The sequence below is a fragment of the Bacteroides sp. 44_46 genome (genome assembly GCF_001915465.1).
GTDB lineage: Bacteria > Bacteroidota > Bacteroidia > Bacteroidales > Bacteroidaceae > Bacteroides > Bacteroides clarus.
In genome coordinates this window covers 241,536-260,214 of record NZ_MNQO01000002.1, presented here as the reverse complement: position 1 = coordinate 260,214, position 18,679 = coordinate 241,536, and the positions used below count along the sequence as shown (strand labels likewise).

At 40.5% G+C, this 18,679-nt stretch carries 14 protein-coding genes; 3 read left to right on the top strand and 11 right to left on the bottom strand.

Annotated elements, in window-relative coordinates; genetic code table 11:
- From BHV73_RS02255 to BHV73_RS02225, 7 genes are all read right to left on the bottom strand, one after another.
- On the bottom strand, positions 1–3,342 hold the full coding sequence (locus tag BHV73_RS02255; RefSeq protein ID WP_087412840.1) for a SusC/RagA family TonB-linked outer membrane protein: 3,342 nt from the start codon (positions 3,340–3,342) through the stop codon (positions 1–3).
- A 209-nt stretch (positions 3,343–3,551) separates the two neighbouring features.
- Positions 3,552–5,198, bottom strand: a complete 1,647-nt coding sequence (locus tag BHV73_RS02250; protein WP_229116215.1) for a DUF4832 domain-containing protein — start codon at positions 5,196–5,198, stop codon at positions 3,552–3,554.
- A gap of 132 nt (positions 5,199–5,330) precedes the next feature.
- Positions 5,331–6,452, bottom strand: coding sequence for a FecR family protein (locus BHV73_RS02245; RefSeq protein ID WP_087412864.1), 1,122 nt, complete (start codon positions 6,450–6,452; stop codon positions 5,331–5,333).
- An 83-nt stretch (positions 6,453–6,535) separates the two neighbouring features.
- The gene (locus BHV73_RS02240) at positions 6,536–7,087 is read right to left on the bottom strand and encodes an RNA polymerase sigma factor (RefSeq protein WP_087412841.1); all 552 of its coding nucleotides are present in this window, start codon (positions 7,085–7,087) and stop codon (positions 6,536–6,538) included.
- Between the two features lie 153 nt (positions 7,088–7,240).
- Positions 7,241–8,656: a glycoside hydrolase family 57 protein gene (locus BHV73_RS02235; protein ID WP_087412842.1), complete on the bottom strand. Its 1,416-nt coding sequence runs from the start codon at positions 8,654–8,656 to the stop codon at positions 7,241–7,243.
- A 17-nt stretch (positions 8,657–8,673) separates the two neighbouring features.
- On the bottom strand, positions 8,674–9,939 hold the full coding sequence (locus tag BHV73_RS02230; protein ID WP_009122546.1) for a glycosyltransferase family 4 protein: 1,266 nt from the start codon (positions 9,937–9,939) through the stop codon (positions 8,674–8,676).
- A gap of 14 nt (positions 9,940–9,953) precedes the next feature.
- Positions 9,954–11,894: a glycogen debranching enzyme N-terminal domain-containing protein gene (locus BHV73_RS02225; protein ID WP_087412843.1), complete on the bottom strand. Its 1,941-nt coding sequence runs from the start codon at positions 11,892–11,894 to the stop codon at positions 9,954–9,956.
- Between the two features lie 172 nt (positions 11,895–12,066).
- On the opposite strand from BHV73_RS02225, the gene BHV73_RS02220 reads away from it, so the two are divergent.
- Positions 12,067–12,720, top strand: coding sequence for a rhomboid family intramembrane serine protease (locus tag BHV73_RS02220; protein ID WP_087412844.1), 654 nt, complete (start codon positions 12,067–12,069; stop codon positions 12,718–12,720).
- On the opposite strand, the gene BHV73_RS02215 is transcribed toward BHV73_RS02220, so the two are convergent.
- Positions 12,714–13,310 (bottom strand): MarC family protein, encoded by a 597-nt coding sequence (locus BHV73_RS02215; RefSeq protein ID WP_087412845.1) that lies wholly within the window; start codon positions 13,308–13,310, stop codon positions 12,714–12,716. The genes BHV73_RS02220 and BHV73_RS02215 overlap by 7 nt on opposite strands.
- Positions 13,311–13,486: 176 nt before the next feature.
- On the opposite strand from BHV73_RS02215, the gene BHV73_RS02210 reads away from it, so the two are divergent.
- Positions 13,487–14,173, top strand: a complete 687-nt coding sequence (locus BHV73_RS02210) for a Crp/Fnr family transcriptional regulator (protein WP_009122550.1) — start codon at positions 13,487–13,489, stop codon at positions 14,171–14,173.
- A gap of 86 nt (positions 14,174–14,259) precedes the next feature.
- On the opposite strand, the gene guaA (BHV73_RS02205) is transcribed toward BHV73_RS02210, so the two are convergent.
- The gene (gene guaA / locus BHV73_RS02205) at positions 14,260–15,567 is read right to left on the bottom strand and encodes a glutamine-hydrolyzing GMP synthase (RefSeq protein ID WP_009122551.1); all 1,308 of its coding nucleotides are present in this window, start codon (positions 15,565–15,567) and stop codon (positions 14,260–14,262) included.
- 40 nt (positions 15,568–15,607) lie between these two features.
- On the bottom strand, positions 15,608–17,161 hold the full coding sequence (gene guaA / locus BHV73_RS02200; RefSeq protein WP_087425122.1) for a glutamine-hydrolyzing GMP synthase: 1,554 nt from the start codon (positions 17,159–17,161) through the stop codon (positions 15,608–15,610).
- Positions 17,162–17,415: 254 nt separating this feature from the next.
- Here guaA (BHV73_RS02200) and BHV73_RS02195 point away from each other — a divergent pair, with 254 nt between their 5' ends.
- Positions 17,416–18,129, top strand: coding sequence for a DUF5039 family protein (locus BHV73_RS02195; protein WP_087412962.1), 714 nt, complete (start codon positions 17,416–17,418; stop codon positions 18,127–18,129).
- A 101-nt stretch (positions 18,130–18,230) separates the two neighbouring features.
- On the opposite strand, the gene mscL is transcribed toward BHV73_RS02195, so the two are convergent.
- Positions 18,231–18,665, bottom strand: a complete 435-nt coding sequence (mscL, locus tag BHV73_RS02190) for a large-conductance mechanosensitive channel protein MscL (RefSeq protein WP_087412961.1) — start codon at positions 18,663–18,665, stop codon at positions 18,231–18,233.
- Between the last annotated feature and the right edge of the window lie 14 nt (positions 18,666–18,679).

Below are 18,679 nucleotides of genomic sequence, written 5' to 3'. Positions count from 1 at the left end.
TTAAAAGTTTACTGAGAGTCCAAACAATAAAGAAGTCGTGATAGGATATGAGGATACTCCCATTTCAGGGTCCCAACCTTCCGGATAATTGCTTATGCAGAATAAATCGGAAGCGCTGACATACAGACGTACTTTCTTAATTCCCGCTTTTTGTGTCCAAACACTTGGCAAAGTATATCCTAAAGTAACATTCTTCAAACGGAAATAAGCGCCATTAAACAACCAAAAACTGGAAGTTGCGTAGTTGCTGTCCCTATTGACTTGGCTCAAACGAGGATATTTGGCTTTGGCATTTTCTTCGGCAGTATTAAACGGACTCCAATAATTACCATCAACAATAGAAGGAATATTGCCATAGTTATCACGCAATGGCTGCACCATTTCTTTCGTAAGATAAGCATTTTGCTTTCCAATACCCTGAAATGCAACAGACAAGTCAATTCCTTTATAACCTGCATGAATATTTCCACCATATTGGAAACGAGGCAAGGAGTTACCTAATGGTACACGATCATAGTCTGCAGAAATTTTTCCATCCGGAACTCCGTCAGGGCCGGATATATCTTTATATTTCAAATCACCTACTGTTATCTGGTTATTTAAGGTAGCAGAATTATCAACTTCTTCTTGTGTCTGATAAATACCCTCGCAAACATAACCATACCATTCATTAAACAGGACACCGGCACGTTTCACTTTACCATCACTGATAATATCGCTATTTCTAAGATAATCTATTTTCGACTTGAAATCTGACAGGTTTGCAGAAATACCATAACTAAAATCATTAATACGGTCATTCCAACTTATTTCAAGGTCAAAACCTGTGGTGGACATCTTACCGGCATTATTCTTCGGATTAGCATATCCCATTGAATAAGGGATTTCAATAGACAAAAGCATATCTTTCGTCTTTTTCCAATAATAATCCGCAGTTACACGTAAGCGATTATTCAGAAACCCCAAATCAACACCTATATCTGTCGAAGTGGTAGTCTCCCATGTAATATCTTCTACTGCCAGATTACGCTGAGCAGCTGTTTTTTCAGAGACAACAGCCCCATCTTTATAAAACAAAGCATTATTAAATGTCATCAATGCCATATATGGAAAATAGTTATCCCCAATGCGCTCATTACCAAGCATACCCCACGAGGTCCTTAGTTTCAAAAATGACAACCAATCAATATTGGCATTCTTCATAAACTTCTCCTCACTAACTACCCAACCGGCAGAGAATGAAGGAAATGTCCCCCATCTATATTGACTTGCAAAACGGGAAGAACCATCATAACGTATATTTGCCTGAAAAAGATAACGGTCGGCATAGCTGTAAATAGCACGCCCAAAAACAGAATTGGAAGTATATTCACTGCCTGTTCCACTATTAGCCATATAATCCTCGGGACCGATATTCAAATAAGGATATTGTGTAAGTTCATACTGGTCACGACCAGCCGTCAATTCCTCTTTTTTCATCACATAATTTTCATATCCAGCCATTAATGTAATATCATGTTTACCGAAGGATTTCATATAATTGGCTATCACCTGAGTAGTAACATGCCAATTGTCTTTACGTTCTTCTGTCAATTCGTTCGTACTATACGTCACTCCACCACCTTCTAGATTACCACCTATTGCATCCGGATTATCCATCAAAGTATAAGAAACTTGGTTTCTAAATTTTTTATTCTTTTGATAATTGATAAATGGAGCAACAATTGCCTGCAAACTAAGTCCATCGAAAGGCTTGAAATTAAGAGCAGCCTTTCCACCTATTTGTGTACTATGTGCAACTGTACGGCCACCATATAATAACAGACCATAAGGATTTGCGCCAGACTTACCCGATGCAAGACGTCCGTCATCCCAAGTTGCCGGATATACGGCCGGCATCTTACGCATATCGCCAAAAGGATCATAAATTGAATTTCTATTTTTGGCATGCCGTATATTAACATCCAACGTGGCACTTAATTTATCATTGATAGTAAAGTCATTGTTAACACGAAACATGTAACGTTGAAAACCTCGACCATCATATAATCCATCGACTTCATCATAAGAAAGAGAAGCTTGGGTTCTCACAGATTTATTACCCCCGGAAAGAGAAACTGTATGCGTTTGTCTTGGTGCCGAATTATTCAGCATCAAATCACGCCAGTTTACTATAGGATAATTATTGGGATCTGTTTTATTATACTTTACCCAGTTTTTTACTTGATCTGAAGTATAAAGTTGGAAAAGTCCGCCACCAGGATTATCATTATAAAGCAGTTCGTTATTCATCTCCAGATAACGAGTAACTCCCACCATACTTGGTTGTTTAGTCGGAATTTCCCAACCAAACTCCCCCGTATATGTCAAATTTAAATCCGATTGAGAGCCTCTTTTTGTAGTAATCAAAATAACACCAGCAGCAGCTTTGGCACCATAAATAGAAGCAGCCGCCGCATCTTTTAATACAGAGATATTCTCTACATCATTTGAATTTACGTAGTCGATATTATCACATTGAACTCCGTCAACAATAATCAACGGTTCGGAATTATCCATTGTCGTAATACCCCGTACATGAATACTACTAGCAGAAGCACCCGGAGCATTGTTATCACGACGGACCATCATACCAGAGACAGAGCCTTGTAATGCAGTAGAAAGAGTTGTCGTTTTTTTAGCAACCAAATCATCACCTTTCACTGCAGCAACAGCTCCTGTCAAATCTTTCTTCTTTACTGTTCCATAACCAATAACTACCACCTCTTCCAGTGTTTTAGAATCTTCTTTCAATACAATCTTAAAAGAAGTCCGATTATCTATAGACGTCTCCTGTGATGTATAGCCAATATAAGAAATAAGTAATGTCGCTCCTTTAAATGCATCTAGCGAAAAATTACCATCTATATCGGTTATAGTGCCCATAGTGCTACCTTTAACCATGACTGAAGCACCAATTAAAGCTTCTCCATTTTCATCGGCTACATTACCCGTAACCTTTACATTCTTCTTATTAATTTCCTGCTGAGTTTTATCAACCTGCGGCATGGAAATTATTACTTGACGTCCGGAGATTTTATATTCTAATTTTGTTTGTGTTGAAAGTTCTTTCAGAATCGTATCTATTTTCCTATTGACAACTGATATTGAAACTTTATTATTAAGTACCTTTTGTACATTTTCCGAATAGACAAAAACATAGTCACTATGTGTTTCTATATAATTCAAGATGTCCTTCACCGTTGAATTGGTAGCTTGTACTGTAAACAAATTTTCTTCTGCATTCCATTTTACTACAGTTTCGCCAAAAACCGAGCAAGGAATCATCAAGAAGATGCTCATTACACCAAGAAAGTTTATTCTCTTCTTTAAGTGTAAAAAAGTAGTTTTCTTAAACATATACTATTTATTTGGTTAACAATTTTGGATTTTATTAATTTGAGGTATATCAGATGAGTATACTTATAGTCATCTGGAATTTATTATAGTCGTTGTTAGTTCTTCATAGGCAATATATTTTACTTAAATTATTATTTATGATTGATACATTTTCAACGGATAGTTACCGGCAATAATTTTACCCAACCAGACTCCAGCAAACCTTCACTAACAGCCATCTGTAAACCAATATTATTCTTTTTAGTTACATCTACAAGCCCAACAGCCCATGAATAATTCCCTGTCGGTGCACCTTCCAACTTTAAATTGAACTTATAAGACGTCGGAGTACCTTTCAGCCATCTAGATAAATCAGTTTGTTTATCAACGTATATTCGCATTACACTGTTTTTACTATCTAATAAAGCAAATGCAACTTTATATTTCTGATTCCACTGCGGAATATTCGTTGGACAATACCCCCAACCTAAATTATTCCAGCGATGTTCTATCACGATTTCCTGTCCAGTATTAACTTTTACCGGTAAAGAAATCCTATCAGGATATAAACGATATCCACCTTCAGCAATAAAGCGCTTTACTAAAGAGAAACTTTTAGTAAACCAAGAGTTCGTTTCATCACCTATACGGAAATCCATCATGTTAACATGTGCCTCAGCAGATGCGTTAAACTCTCCTTGACGTACATCCTCTGGATGACCTTGTCTATATTCACCACTCGGATCTATCCAATAACGGTGTGTACCACCAGTTATCCAACCGCCCTCCATAATAATAGGACGTTTATAATTCCAACGTGCCGCATATTCTTTTTCCCAATCTTGGTAATAGCCATTCATACCAAATGCATCATGACGTAAACTATATCCTTTGTCAATAGCACTTTGCAACAAATAATCTGTATCAGGAGCAACTTCTCCCCAACCAGTAACATTGTTGGCAGCCACCAAACGATGATAGTTAATCAGCAAAGGTATCCGGTCAAAACAACGAGCATACAAACTCGTCACCCAATCAAAGACTTTTGCCTTATTACTATAATCTTCATAAACCATAGAGTGTGCCTCACCCCATTTACCTAATCCGTATCCATCAATAAAATCCACAATATCAGGATTATTAAACTGTTTAGCGAAGGCTTCTATAAAAGTTGTATATTTTTCCTGGAAAACAGGATCATCTGGATAAGGTGATTTCCGAACCGTCTCTTTACCGCTATTAGGGTCCGAATACCATTTTGCTCCGGCCTCAAATACATAAAGAGGAGTATTCTGTCCTTGATCACGTCCATCCACTACAATACGGAAAGCTAAACGCATATTTCTATTTAGTACACTTTGTATCAGTTTGGTTAATCGGGCGTTCGGATCATCCCAAATATAAACTCCTTCCGAAGGATTTAAAGAACTCCAACTGGTACGTATATAACAAGTATTCGCGTAATCAGATACCTTTACAGGTTTAGACATCCCGGGAACAACCATATGGTCATACCCTTCTTTCGTCCAAAAATTCTCATCCCAATTACGTCCTAAATAAAGAGTCCAACCAGTCAAAGGATTACGAATAACATTCTCCTTATCTGGATTTATTGTGACAACAATATTTCCTTGAAGTGTATTTTCCTCATTTCTTATATTATTATTTACAGAATTAGCTGCAATAATCGGACTGGACAATGAAAACATTGAAACTGCCCAAATCAAAGGAGAAGAAAAAAAAGTATAAAAAACAATATTTATTTTGCAAAAGGAATCAAGTTTCTTTCTTAATTTAAGAAAAATAGCTTTCTTTACCATAAAAATTTCTTTTTAGGTTAACAATTTTGGATCTAATTAATTTATTAAGGAATTATCATCGGATAAATACGCCAATATTTATCCGATTTTTTATCATAGTATTAGTCATTTATCATAGGCAATTTGTTTTAATTATTTATCTAAATATATTATAGCATCTTTATTTTCTATTGTAACAGGAAGAAGTTGTTGAATACATTCTAACACATCAGCCAGATTTTCTTTTAGCTCCAATTTTCCATATATTTTTTTATCTGCAACTACAGAAGAACAACAAATGGAAACACCATAATAAATACTCAACTTTTGAGTAATACTTTCCAAGTCCTTACCATTTAAAAAAAGTATTCCATTCATCCAACTAATATATTCATTTACATCTACTTTCTTCTGTCCGTTAACAGCGCCATTAGTTATATTCAATAAATCATTAGGTGAAAGTTTCGCTTTGTTTTCATTAGTATCAGTCACCTCTACCGAGCCTTCTACTAAAACAATAGTAGTTTCACCCATTTCTTTATAATTAGAAATATTAAATTTGGTTCCTAATACACGCAAGGAAAAATCATTGGATTCAACTATGAACGGATGTTTTTTATCATGAGCAACATCTAAAAACACTTCTCCTTGAGCATATATTTTACGAACGTTACCTGTAAAAGAGGTAGGATAAATCACTTTCGACAGAGAATTTACAGTAAGAATTGTTCCATCAGAAAGTTTTACTTTTGCTCGTTTACCTGCCGGAACCAATAACTGATTATAATTTATCTCATCTTTATTTTCTTCGACTGAGATCTCTTGAGAGTCAATAGCAACATTACCATCTTTTGAATATAGTACATAAGCATTATTATTTAGCTTTACTTGCTCGTTAGAAGTAATAAGAGTAACGTCTTCCAATCTTTTATTATCCAACTGCTCTGCAATCGTATTAAATTCAATTCTAATTCCTTTTTCACTTTTTTGATTTAAGAAATAAATTGTTGATATACATACTAAAACAGATGCAGCAATAGAAGCTGAAACAACCAAGAAATGACTTCTCTTACGCTTTATTGTATTGTATCTAATCTTTTGCCTTGTTTTCTCTATTATGGAAGCAGAATCCACCTCATCCTGTTTACATTCCTTCCAAAAGAAAAGAAGCTTTTCTCCTTTCGGTATTGAAACAAATTCTTCCTCAATATCTTGATGAGAATTCAGTTTATCAAATAGTTCTGGCAAATTATTATCGCGCGTTCCTATGTTCATATTTCTTTTCGAAAATTGTTGTTCTATTAATATAGACGCAATTTTCAAAAAGATATCTAGGTCAGAAATGAACTTTTTTCAAATTATTTCTTGCGAAAGTCTTTTTTTAGCTTTTTGGCAATACTATCTATAGCATAAGCTACATGATAGTTAATTGTTTTTACGGAAATATGAAGCATATCAGCAATTTCCAAATAAGGTAATCCTTCTATTTTAGCCAAAAAGAAAACATGTTTACATTTAGCCGGTAACTGTTCTATGGCATTATTAATCTCTTGAATTTCTTCCTTACTTATAATTTCCTCATCTGGTGATTGTACCGGCTCAAAAGTAAAATCCTCAATTTCATCGAAAGATAAATCATGCCTACCGTTTTCTTTTCTCAAAAAAGAGATTGCCTTTCGATAAGTTATTGTTTGCAACCAGGCACTCATACTATTAATCTCTGCTAATTGCCGTCTATTCTTCCACACCTCGAAAAAGACATCACTAACAATTTCCTCTGCTGCTTCCTTATTTCCCAATAACCCTAAAGAATAATGATATAAACGTGAAGAATAGTATTGCATAAAACGTTCAAATGCAAATTCATCTCCATTTATAATTCGGTATATATCGTCATTCTCCAATCTCATGTAAGTATCATATAGATTGCCCAATCAACAAGGCAGATGCAAATTTAATTGTATATAATTAAATGAAAAAATAAAAAGAAGTTAATTGTACGCAAAAAAAGTCCTCCATACTTAAAAGCATGGAGGACTTCTCACATTATTGTAAGTCAAACTTTACTCTTTGGCGACCTTCGCGGTGCTCTTCTTTGATGCGGCTTTTTTTGCAGTAGATTTGGCAACAGGTTTCGCAGCAGTCTTAGGAGCAGCTTTCGCTTCTTTCTTCTTCTCAGCGGCCTTTTCCTTCTCCAGCTTATTCTGCGCTTTTTCCAACTCTTTATGGAGTTCCTCTATTTCATCCCCCTGATTTTTGATTGTAGTCAGCAAGGCATTCAATTCCTCATTATCGATATCTACCGGGTATAAGGAATCGACACGCTTGATGAAATCTCCTAAAATATTCATGTAATTGGTGAAAGCGTCATAAGGTGATTCGTAAATACCACGATTCAGCCCCACCCCGCTATTCTTAGTCGTCATAAAGCGGAAGTTATTACTTGCCTGCAAATAATCCCAGTCTTGCTTGATGCGGCGGTCGTCACAGATGTGTACGCGTTCGGCAACACTATACAGTTTATTGAAAGCTTCGCGCTGCATTACATTACCCAGCCAACAGCTTGTGTCTCTTTCTTCATCAACCCATGACATAGGATATGGAACATCCAGTTGCGATACGGATTTCAGTTTGGTAACAATCTCCGTAGGAGTTGAGAAAGTAATGCCTTTTTCTTTAGCACATGCAGGCAACGCCTTCAGGAATTCCAGAATATTGGAAGACAGAGGTTGTGACATTCCCAACGAGCAAAGCTCCATAAATATATTGATAACTTGTTCTTCTTGCGGGAACGCGTCAATCCAATTGATATACTTATCCGCAAACAAAGGATATTCACTCCATTCCGAATTAGAGAAGCGCAGGCTGATATCATCAGATAATTTAAAATCGCGTAGCAACAATTTTAAATTCGGATTCATATTGCAATGATATACATAGTGCGGGCTCTTCCAACCAAGTACATGCTTAGCACCCTCAGTCAGCATACCTTTAAAGCCCATGCTGGCCACCACAGCGCCAATCTCGTCATTATAAATCAAGCTGGAATTACGGAACACTTTCGGAGCTTTGCCAAACATCTGTTTCATCTTAGCGCTCTGACGCATAACCTCTTCCTTGAAGCAATCCTCATTGGCCAAAGAAGAAAGTCCGTGAGAATACGGTTCGGCTAAAAACTCACAGCATCCTGTATCATTGAGCTGATGCAGCAAATCGATTACAGCAGGCGCATGGATTTCCAGTTGTTCCAATGCCACGCCGGAGATAGATAAAGCCACTTTAAACGCGCCGCCCGAATTCTTCGCCATTTCGATAAGCGTATTCAGTGCAGGAATATACGAGCGTTCGGCAACTTCATTTATACTTGTTTCATTAGCATAATCATCATAGTAATAATGATTTGTACCGATATCAAAGAAACGATAACGTTTCAGATGTATAATTTGATGTATCTCAAAATAAAGACAGATAGTTCTCATTAGTATTTATTGTTTTATTATTTACCATAGTTTCTTAACACATCCTCATAAAGAGCGCGAATTCGCAAGCCCACCTTTTCCCAAGTAATTCCGTCCACTTCTTTCTTTCCTTCTTCCTGAAGATAATGGAATAGAGACGGATTGATACAGATGGAATAGATAGCATCGGCCATAGCGTGAATATCCCAATAATCGGTTTTAATCACCTTATCAAGGATTTCACCGCATCCGGACTGCTTGGAGATAATAGATGGAGTTCCACACTGCATGGCTTCCAGCGGAGCGATACCGAAAGGCTCGGAAACAGAAGGCATAACGAACACATCACTGTTTTTATAAACCTCGTATACCTGTTTGCCTTTCATAAAACCGGGGAAATGGAAACGGTCGGCAATACCGCGTTCGGCAGCCAGGTTAATCATGGCATTCAACATATCACCCGAACCGGCCATTACAAAACGGATATTACGGGTACGTTGCAATACCAGCGCAGCAGCTTCCACAAAGTATTCCGGTCCTTTCTGCATGGTGATACGTCCGAGGAAAGTCACCACCTTCTCTTTAGAATGATCCGGACGCGGAATATCCTGAAGCTCCTGCGACAGCGGATACACAGCATTGTGCATGGCAAATACCTTTCTTGGGTCTTGATGATACTCATTGATAACTGTGCGACGGGTAAGCTCCGATACGCACATAATGCAATCGGCGTAATCCATTCCGTTCTTTTCCATAGAATAGACAGTAGGATTAACCTTTCCTCGCGAACGGTCAAAATCAGTGGCATGAACATGAATGCAGAGCGGCTTGCCGCTTACCATTTTCGCATGCACACCGGCCGGATAGGTCAACCAGTCGTGTGCGTGGATAATGTCAAACTCCTGTTGACGCGCCACCACTCCGGCTATAATCGAAAAGTTATTGATTTCTTCATGCAAATTTCCCGGATAACCGCCGGCAAAGTCCATACAGCCAAGGTCGTTGACGTGCATATAAGAGAAATCCGAATAGATATGGTCGCGCAGAGCGTAGTATTGTTCCGGACTCATTGTCGACAAACGCGACTTCAGATAATCATAATCGACGTCACGCCATACGATAGGCACTTGGTTCATGCCGATTATATTCAAGAATTGCTCTTCTTCACCTGTTGGCTTGGGCATGCAGAAAGTCGTTTCCACATCCCCCTGCAAGCTCAATCCTTTAGTTATTCCGTATGATGCAACTGCAAGACCGCCATATATTTTGGGAGGAAATTCCCAACCAAACATTAAAACTTTCATCTTCGTTCCTCCTCTTATAAATTATACTTAGACAATAATTTCAAAATGCGCAGAATTTCCGCTACATTCATGGCAAACGATATTGCGCCTCTTCCCTTAAACGGTGGGTTTCCATCGAACAATTCAGGCAGAGAACCTATACAATGGCTCGTCATCTCATCTTCAAAACCAATCAGATAACGTTCTACGAACGAAATGCCACTCATCTTATAGATACGTAAATACGCTTCCATGTAAAAGCCCATAAGCCACGGCCAGGCTGTACCCTGATGATAAGCGTAATCTCTCTGGGTCTGAGGACCGACATAATTCGGATTATACCCTCCGCTCTTAGGACTCAACGTACGCAGACCTTTCGGAGTCAGCAATTCTTTTGTCACAATATCAAGAACTTGCTTCTTTTGCGTGCGGTCTAACGGTGAGTAATCAAAAGCTACGGCAAATATCATGTTGGGACGAACACTCCAATCCATCATATAGCCGTCTACATAATCGAACAGATAACCGTACTCATTGCGGAAAACCTCCACAAAAGATTTACCCGTTATCTCCGCCTGAGTATCCAACTCATCCGCAAGAATGTCATTTCCTCCCTCACGTACAATATCCGAAACAAAACGCAGAGCATTGTACCACAACGCATTCACCTCAACGATATATCCGGTACGAGGAATTACGGGATGTCCGTTAGCCGTAGAGTTCATCCATGTAACGGCCTTTTCCTTGCCATTTGCATAAAGCAAGCCGTTTTCATGCAAAAAAAGATTGTCATGCTTACGGTCACGGATATATCTCATGATGTCTTCCAACAGCTTACCGTACTTCAAGCGGCATTGTTCGCGCGATGTATCCTTAGCATATTGTTGCAAAGTCCACACTGCCCATAAAAGCACGTCGGGATGTTCCATTTCATAGATTTTATAACCTACCGGTTTATCCTCTATGAAATTGCGGATAGCTTTTTCCGCCGTATTCATAACATCTTCGAATTCATCTTGTTCGTCCACTGCCAAAGTTAGTCCCGGTAAGGAAATAAACAAGTCGCGTGCACGACATTTGAACCAGGGATAACCTGCAAGTACATAATGTTCTTCTCCTTGCTTATTGTGGAATTGGTGAGCGGAATTCTTTAAACAGTGATAGAAACTGTCGCGCGGAGTGCGGTCTGCGGCTTCGGCCTCAAAGGCCTGTTTCAGTTTACGCGGTGAAATCTCTGAAATACCGGCAGAGAAAACAATGCTTTCACCTTTCTTTATATCTACTTCAAAATAACCGGGTACATACAAGTCTTCATTAAAATCATATCCGCGTTCCTGTTCTTTCGGATATTCAATGCCGCGATACCAATCCGGTTGATAATGAAATTCGTTCTTTTTGTTCAGCTGCATATAAAGTTCCGGATAACCGGGATACATACAGGTTTTAATGCCATTTTCCACCAACTGGTAGTCACGGCTTGCCTGCGCATTCTCGTGCGTGTATTCGCGTACGCTGCGGAATGCCAGGAAAGGACGGAACCGGAGCGTTGTTGCCGAATGGGCATCGACCAAGGTGTAACGAATCAGAATCCGGTTCTCGTGATGTACAAAAACATTCTCTTTACGGAGGATAACACCTCCCACACGGTAGGTAGTCGCCGGGATATGCTCGCAATCAAATTCACGGATATACTTATGTCCATTCGGACTAAAGTTATTTCCCTGATACTTATGCAACCCCAGATTAAACTCCGCACCGTGCTGAATTACCGTTTCATCCAAAGAAGACAGCAGCACATGGTTTTCATCATCCAGGTTGGGAACAGGAATCACCAACAAGCCGTGATATTTGCGTGTGTTACAATCTACAATCGTTGTACAATGATAGGCCCCCGATTTGTTAGTCCGAAGTATCTCCCTTGGCAAAGATTCTTGCAGATTAACCATCAAGGTCTTGTCAAATCGTAAATAACTCATAGTTGTGCATTATTTAAAGGTTAATTATTCAGGTATATGCGCTACAAAGCTTGTAGCGATGCCCAAAAATACGAATTAAAGCCTATACGCAAAATAAAAAGTCAGTTTTTTTTCGTTTTTCAAGTAAATAATTCGTAGCATTGTACGAAAATAACAAATCCCTGTACAATATATGAAGCGTGACGTGCAACGAATAGTTCTGGCTGCGATTATACCGCTATTTCTACTATTCATCCTGTATATACTGAAATTCTTGGAAACAGGCATGGATTGGGACTTTACAAAGCTGGGAGTTTATCCAATGGAAAAGCGAGGAGTATTCGGTATATTTGCACATCCGTTAGTACACAGTAGTTTTAAACATCTTTTTGCCAATACGATTCCTTTTTTCTTCTTGTCTTGGTGTTTGTTTTATTTCTATCGGGATATTGCGCCCTATATCTTTTTTACAATCTGGATAGGTTGCGGAGTATTCACCTTTCTTATAGGCAAACCGGGATGGCACATCGGCGCGAGCGGTATTATTTACGGCTTGGCATTCTTCCTGTTTTTTAGCGGATTATTACGAAAACACGTACCACTCATAGCAATTTCTCTATTAATAACTTTTCTGTATGGCGGATTGGTATGGAACATGTTTCCACAGTTCGCCAAAGAAACGACCTCTTGGGAAGGACATCTCAGCGGTGCCATAACAGGAACGCTCTGTTCCATCGCTTTTATGAAATACGGTCCTCAACGTCCGGAACCTTTCGCAGACGAGGAAGACATTGATGAGAAAGAGGAAGAAGCCTCCTCTGAAGAAGAAACAAAACAACCTTATTGATGGAAGCTCTCCAAAAGTAACGAGATGTTTGCCATGAACAGACGTACCGATATAGCTAACAGAATGATACCAAAGAATTTACGGATAATATAAATACCGCCTTTACCTAAGAATCGCTCAACCCGTCCTGTCATACTGACAACAAAATATACCCATATCATATTCAGCACTAACGCTATAATGATATTGACGCTGGCATATTCGGCACGCAAAGAAAGTAAAGTAGTAAAAGCCCCTGCTCCGGCCAATAGCGGAAAAACCAACGGAACCAGCGTTGCTTCTTTAATCGGTCCTTGGTTTTTAAAGATTTCAATATCGAGAATCATTTCCAATGACATCAGAAATATGACGAATGCACCGGCAACGGCAAATGATTCAATATCCACATGGAACAATTTCAGCATCATATCACCCGCATAGAAGAAGCCAATCAACAAGCCAAACGATATTAATGTGGCTTTCAATGCGTTTACATCTTTCCCTTTCTCCTTCAAGTTAATGATAATAGGAATAGAACCAATGATATCTATCACGGCAAACAGCACGATAAAAGCGCTGGTCATCTGTTGCCAATTAAATGCTGAAAACATACGTCCCTCCTTTTTTCTGCAAAGATAATCTATTTTTATGCATTTCGCAAAATTTCTTAAAAGCGAATGAATAGCACGTTTAAGAAATAATAAAAAAAACAAAAAGAGAGGGCAAGTGTTTACGGCAGACTTCGATTATATCTACTTTTGCTCGTAAACCAGAAGATGAGAATGATATGGAAACAATGTTTGATACGCTATTACAATTACCCCTCTTTCAAGGACTTGCCCAGGAAGACTTTACCCGTATTTTGGAAAAAGTCAAATTGCACTTCACAAAACATAAGCCGGGCGAACTTCTTTTAAAAGAAGGGACTTCCTGTCATGAACTGGTCTTCGTCCTAAAAGGAGAAGTCGCATCTTCCACCTCATCCGTCGATTCTTCTTACAGCTTTACAGAATACTTTCCGGCTCCCTACCTGATTGAGGCTTACTCGATGTTCGGTATGAAAACGCATTATGCCTCTACATATCGGGCAAAAACGGAAGCGCACACCGTCAGCATCAGCAAGGCGTTCGTCATGAAAGAACTCTTTAATTATGAGATATTCCGTTTGAACTATATGAATATAGTCAGTAACCGTACTCAAATGCTGCATAACCGTTTATGGGCTGTGTCCGGTGATAACCTCGAAGCCCGCATCGCCCACTTCATCCTCAGCCATGTAGAACGTTTATCGGGCGAGAAAGCACTGAAAATAAAAATGGAAAACTTGGCGCAAATCGTCAACGATACCCGGGCAGGAGTATCGAAAGCTCTCAATAGTATGCAAGCCAAGGGATTGGCGGAATTACATCGCGGAGAAATCGTAATACCCGATGCGGAGAAGCTGTCTGAAAACTTATATCTGCTATCTCTTTAACGCAGATGACGCGAATGACGCAGCCTAAGAAGAAAAGTCTGTGTCATCCGCGTCATCGCGCGTCTGAAAATAATCAGTCTATAATTTTATTCCCATTCAATGGTAGAATTGGGCTTCGGAGACATATCATAACAAACACGGTTGACATTCTTCACCTCCTTGAGAATACGGTCGGTAATCTTCATCAGGACAGACCAATCCACCGGTTCGATAGTGGCAGTCATGGCATCCACCGTATTGACGGCACGGATAATGACAGGCCAGTCAAAAGAACGGGCATTATCACGTACACCTACTGACTTGAAATCGGGTACAACAGTGAAATATTGCCATACCTTCTTATCCAGACCTGCCAACCGGAATTCTTCCTGCAAGATAGCGTCCGACTCACGGACTGCCTCCAAACGGTCACGTGTGATAGCTCCCAGGCAGCGTACACCCAGACCCGGTCCGGGGAAAGGCTGGCGATACACCATTTCATACGGTAAACCGAGTTCAAGACCGCAAGCGCGTACTTCGTCCTTGAACAACTGACGCAGCGGCTCTACCAATTCAAACTGCAAATCTTCAGGCAAACCGCCTACATTATGATGAGACTTCACCATCTTGGCAGTCTTGGTACCGCTCTCTACAATATCAGGATAAATAGTGCCTTGTCCCAAGAAGTCAATGCCGTCCAACTTACGGGCCTCTTCCTCAAAGACACGGATAAACTCGCCACCGATAATCTTACGCTTCTGCTCGGGGTCGGCTACGCCTGCCAGCTTATCCAAGAAACGATCTGTAGCATCCACATAAACAAGGTTAGCGTTCAGCTTATTCTTGAAAATTTCAATAACGGCTTCCGACTCACCCTTACGCATCAGTCCATGATTCACATGTACGCACACCAGATTGTCACCGATAGCTTTTAGCAACAGCGCAGCCACCACAGAACTATCCACACCGCCGGACAGCGCCAACAGTACCTTACGGTCACCTACCTGGCGACGTATCAGTTCTATCTGATCATTGACGAAATTTGTCATATTCCAGTTGGCTTCAGCCTTGCAAGTATCGAATACAAAAGACTTGACCGCGTTTTTAATAGCTTCCACATCATCTGTAAACCGGGGAAGTTTCACTTCGCACAAAGCCTTATCATGACCGGCAGCCATTACAGGGAATCCCGCTTCATAAATCTCGGGCAGTACGTCGATGGATACCCCGTCAATCACATTATTGGGACCACCGTTGATGATAACGCCTTTTACATTCGGCAAGGCCTTCAGTTCGGCTGCGGTAATGTCGTGCGGGTAGATTTCGCTATATACTCCCAACGCACGAATCGCTCTGGCAAGCACCGTGTTTTCGTGACTTCCCAAATCCAGAATCACAATCATATCCTGCTTCATTCTTCTATATTATTTTTTAAGTTAATAATTTCAGTCGGTCTTATTCCCACTCTATTGTGCTGGGTGGTTTTGAAGATATATCATAGGTTACGCGGTTCACGCCTTTCACCTTATTTATAATATCATTGGATACCTTGCCCAGAAATTCGTAGGGCAGATGCGCCCAGTCCGCCGTCATGGCATCGGTGGAAGTAACGGCACGCAAAGCCACCGCACGTTCATAGGTACGCTCGTCGCCCATCACACCCACACTCTGCACCGGCAGAAGAATGACGCCCGCCTGCCAAACCTGATTGTAGAGTGATGTCTCGTTTCCTGCGGTATCCTGAACCTTCCAGTCACGCAGGCCCTGAATGAAAATATCGTCGGCTTCCTGCAGGGTACGTACCTTCTCCGGCGTTATATCTCCCAGAATACGGACTGCCAATCCCGGACCGGGGAAAGGATGACGGGTAATCAAATGTTCGGGCATTCCCAATTCACGTCCCACGCGGCGAACCTCATCTTTGAACAGCCATTGTAACGGCTCGCACAGACGGAGATTCATCTCCTCGGGCAGACCACCCACATTGTGATGGCTTTTGATAGTCTTGCCCGTAATGTTCAAGCTCTCGATGCGGTCGGGATAAATGGTACCTTGCGCCAACCAGCGGGCATCGGTTATCTTGTGCGCTTCGGCATCGAATACTTCGATAAAATCACGACCGATGATTTTACGCTTCTGTTCGGGCTCGGTCACTCCCTCCAAATCCTTGAAAAACTTCGCGCTGGCATCTACACCAATTACGTTCAGTCCCAGACACTCGTAGTCGCGCATCACATTCCTGAATTCGTTCTTGCGGAGCAGACCATGATCTACAAAAATACAGGTCAGATTCTTGCCAATGGCACGATGCAGCAATACGGCGGCCACCGAAGAATCTACACCGCCACTCAGTCCCAGGATAACGCGGTCATTGCCAAGCTGCTCCTTCAGTTCGGCGACAGTGGTATCTACAAACGATGCGGCACTCCAACTCTGGCTGCAACCGCAAACGTCCACCACAAAGTTGCGCAACATCTGCGTACCATCCTCACTATGATACACTTCCGGATGGAACTGTACTCCCCAGATTTTCTCACCGGTCACTTGATAGGCGGCAATCGCCACCTTATCCGTAGAAGCTATAACCTTGAAGTTATCGGGAATGGCAGTAATCGTATCTCCATGACTCATCCATACCTGGGTATTTTTCCTTATCCCTTTGAAAAGGATGTTCTCCGAATCGAAGAAGCCAAGATGAGCACGTCCATACTCGCGGGTTCCTGCCGGCTCCACCCGTCCGCCGTTACTATAAGAGATAAACTGCGCACCGTAGCAGATACCCAAAATGGGGTATTTCCCGCGAATATCGCTCAAATCCACCTTGAATGCGCTCTTGTCATAAACAGAAAAGGGGCTACCCGAAAGGATAACTCCTTTTACACTCGCATCTCCCTGAGGAAATTTGTTGTAAGGCACAATCTCGCAATAGACATTTAGTTCGCGCAACCGGCGGCCGATGAGCTGCGTAGTTTGCGAACCGAAATCAAGAATGATAATCTTTTCTTGCATAGAAACAGAGGTGTTAATAATTTGGAGCACAAAGATACGATTATTTCTAAAACTGAAAGAAATATTGCGGGAGAATTCTTCGTATCGCCTTTCCCGCCTTCCCGGAAAGTATATCCACACTTCAGTATGGAAAGAATACACTTTACCTGCGAATGGAGTCTGTATTTACCTAAAATATAAAGAATTTATTGGATTTATAAAGTAAAGAATTTATATTTGCCCTCGAAATAACTAACCAAAGTAAATCTACTATCATGAAGAAAAGCATCCTATCTCTAACCTTTGCTGTTTGCTGTCTATTACCGGTAACAGCCCAAACGCTCTCCAAGGCAGATTCATTACAGAACGAAATCGCTTTATTGGAAAATGCATTGACAAATATACAAGCCGACTTACAAGAGAAAACTTTACAGTACAATTGGGAACTGACGGAAAAGTATATAGAGTATTGCAAGAAGCTCTCCAGAATCACAAACTTCAATCAGGAACCCCGGTTAGTACAACTTGCCACCACCATCAAACCGCAAGAACTGGAACCGTTGAGATTGGCTTACGAAGAAGCAAAAAAAGAATTTGACGCATTACTGGAATCCTATCCCGAATACATAACCCTTGATTCCTTATATAAAAGAGCTATCACCACAGAGCAGAAGAAAGACCGTAAAGTTGCTTTGGATGGTTTCTACCAGCGTATATACAAGGAGGATAAAGCTTACCGCCCCCTACTTGAAAAAAGACGCAAAGCCATCAAAGAACATTACATTGCCTGCGCTTACTATTTATTGAATGAATGTAAAAAGAATCGGGAAATCGTTCCGGAAATCTACAATTATAAGACAGAACGCATTCTTAAAGAAACCAATCCCGACCTTCAACAACTATCCATTGAAATCAGTACGCTTAGCGGCCTTCAACGGGAAACCACCCGCAAATATCAAAGACTGAAATACAACTTAAAGGAAGACTAAATAACAATCTTTTTATCCAATGAAGAAGATGTGTCAAAATGACGATTAATCATCATTTTGACACATCCCATGAACTGTCCTTACAAATAAAGGACCAATGATTATTTTTCTTTCAAGATATCGCGGATTTCAGTCAGCAACACTTCTTCCTTGCTCGGTGCGGGCGGTACAGGAGGAGCGGCAGGCGCTTCCGCTTTCTTCTTTTCCGTCAACTTGGTTATCAGCTTAATAAACATAAAGATGGAGAAAGCGATAATGAGGAAGTCGAAAGTAGCCTGCAGAAAGTTACCGTAATTCAGCGTTACGGCGGCAATCTCCTTACCGTCTACCACTTCGGCAGGCTTCATCACCCACTTTAAGTCGGTAAAATTTACGCCACCGATCAGCAAACCCAAAGGCGGCATAATCACATCGGCCACGACAGAAGACACGATTTTGCCAAACGCACCGCCGATGATGACACCGACAGCCATATCCACCACATTACCTTTCATGGCAAAAGCCTTAAATTCCTGTAAAAATGAACTTTTTCCCATCTTTTCAATTATTT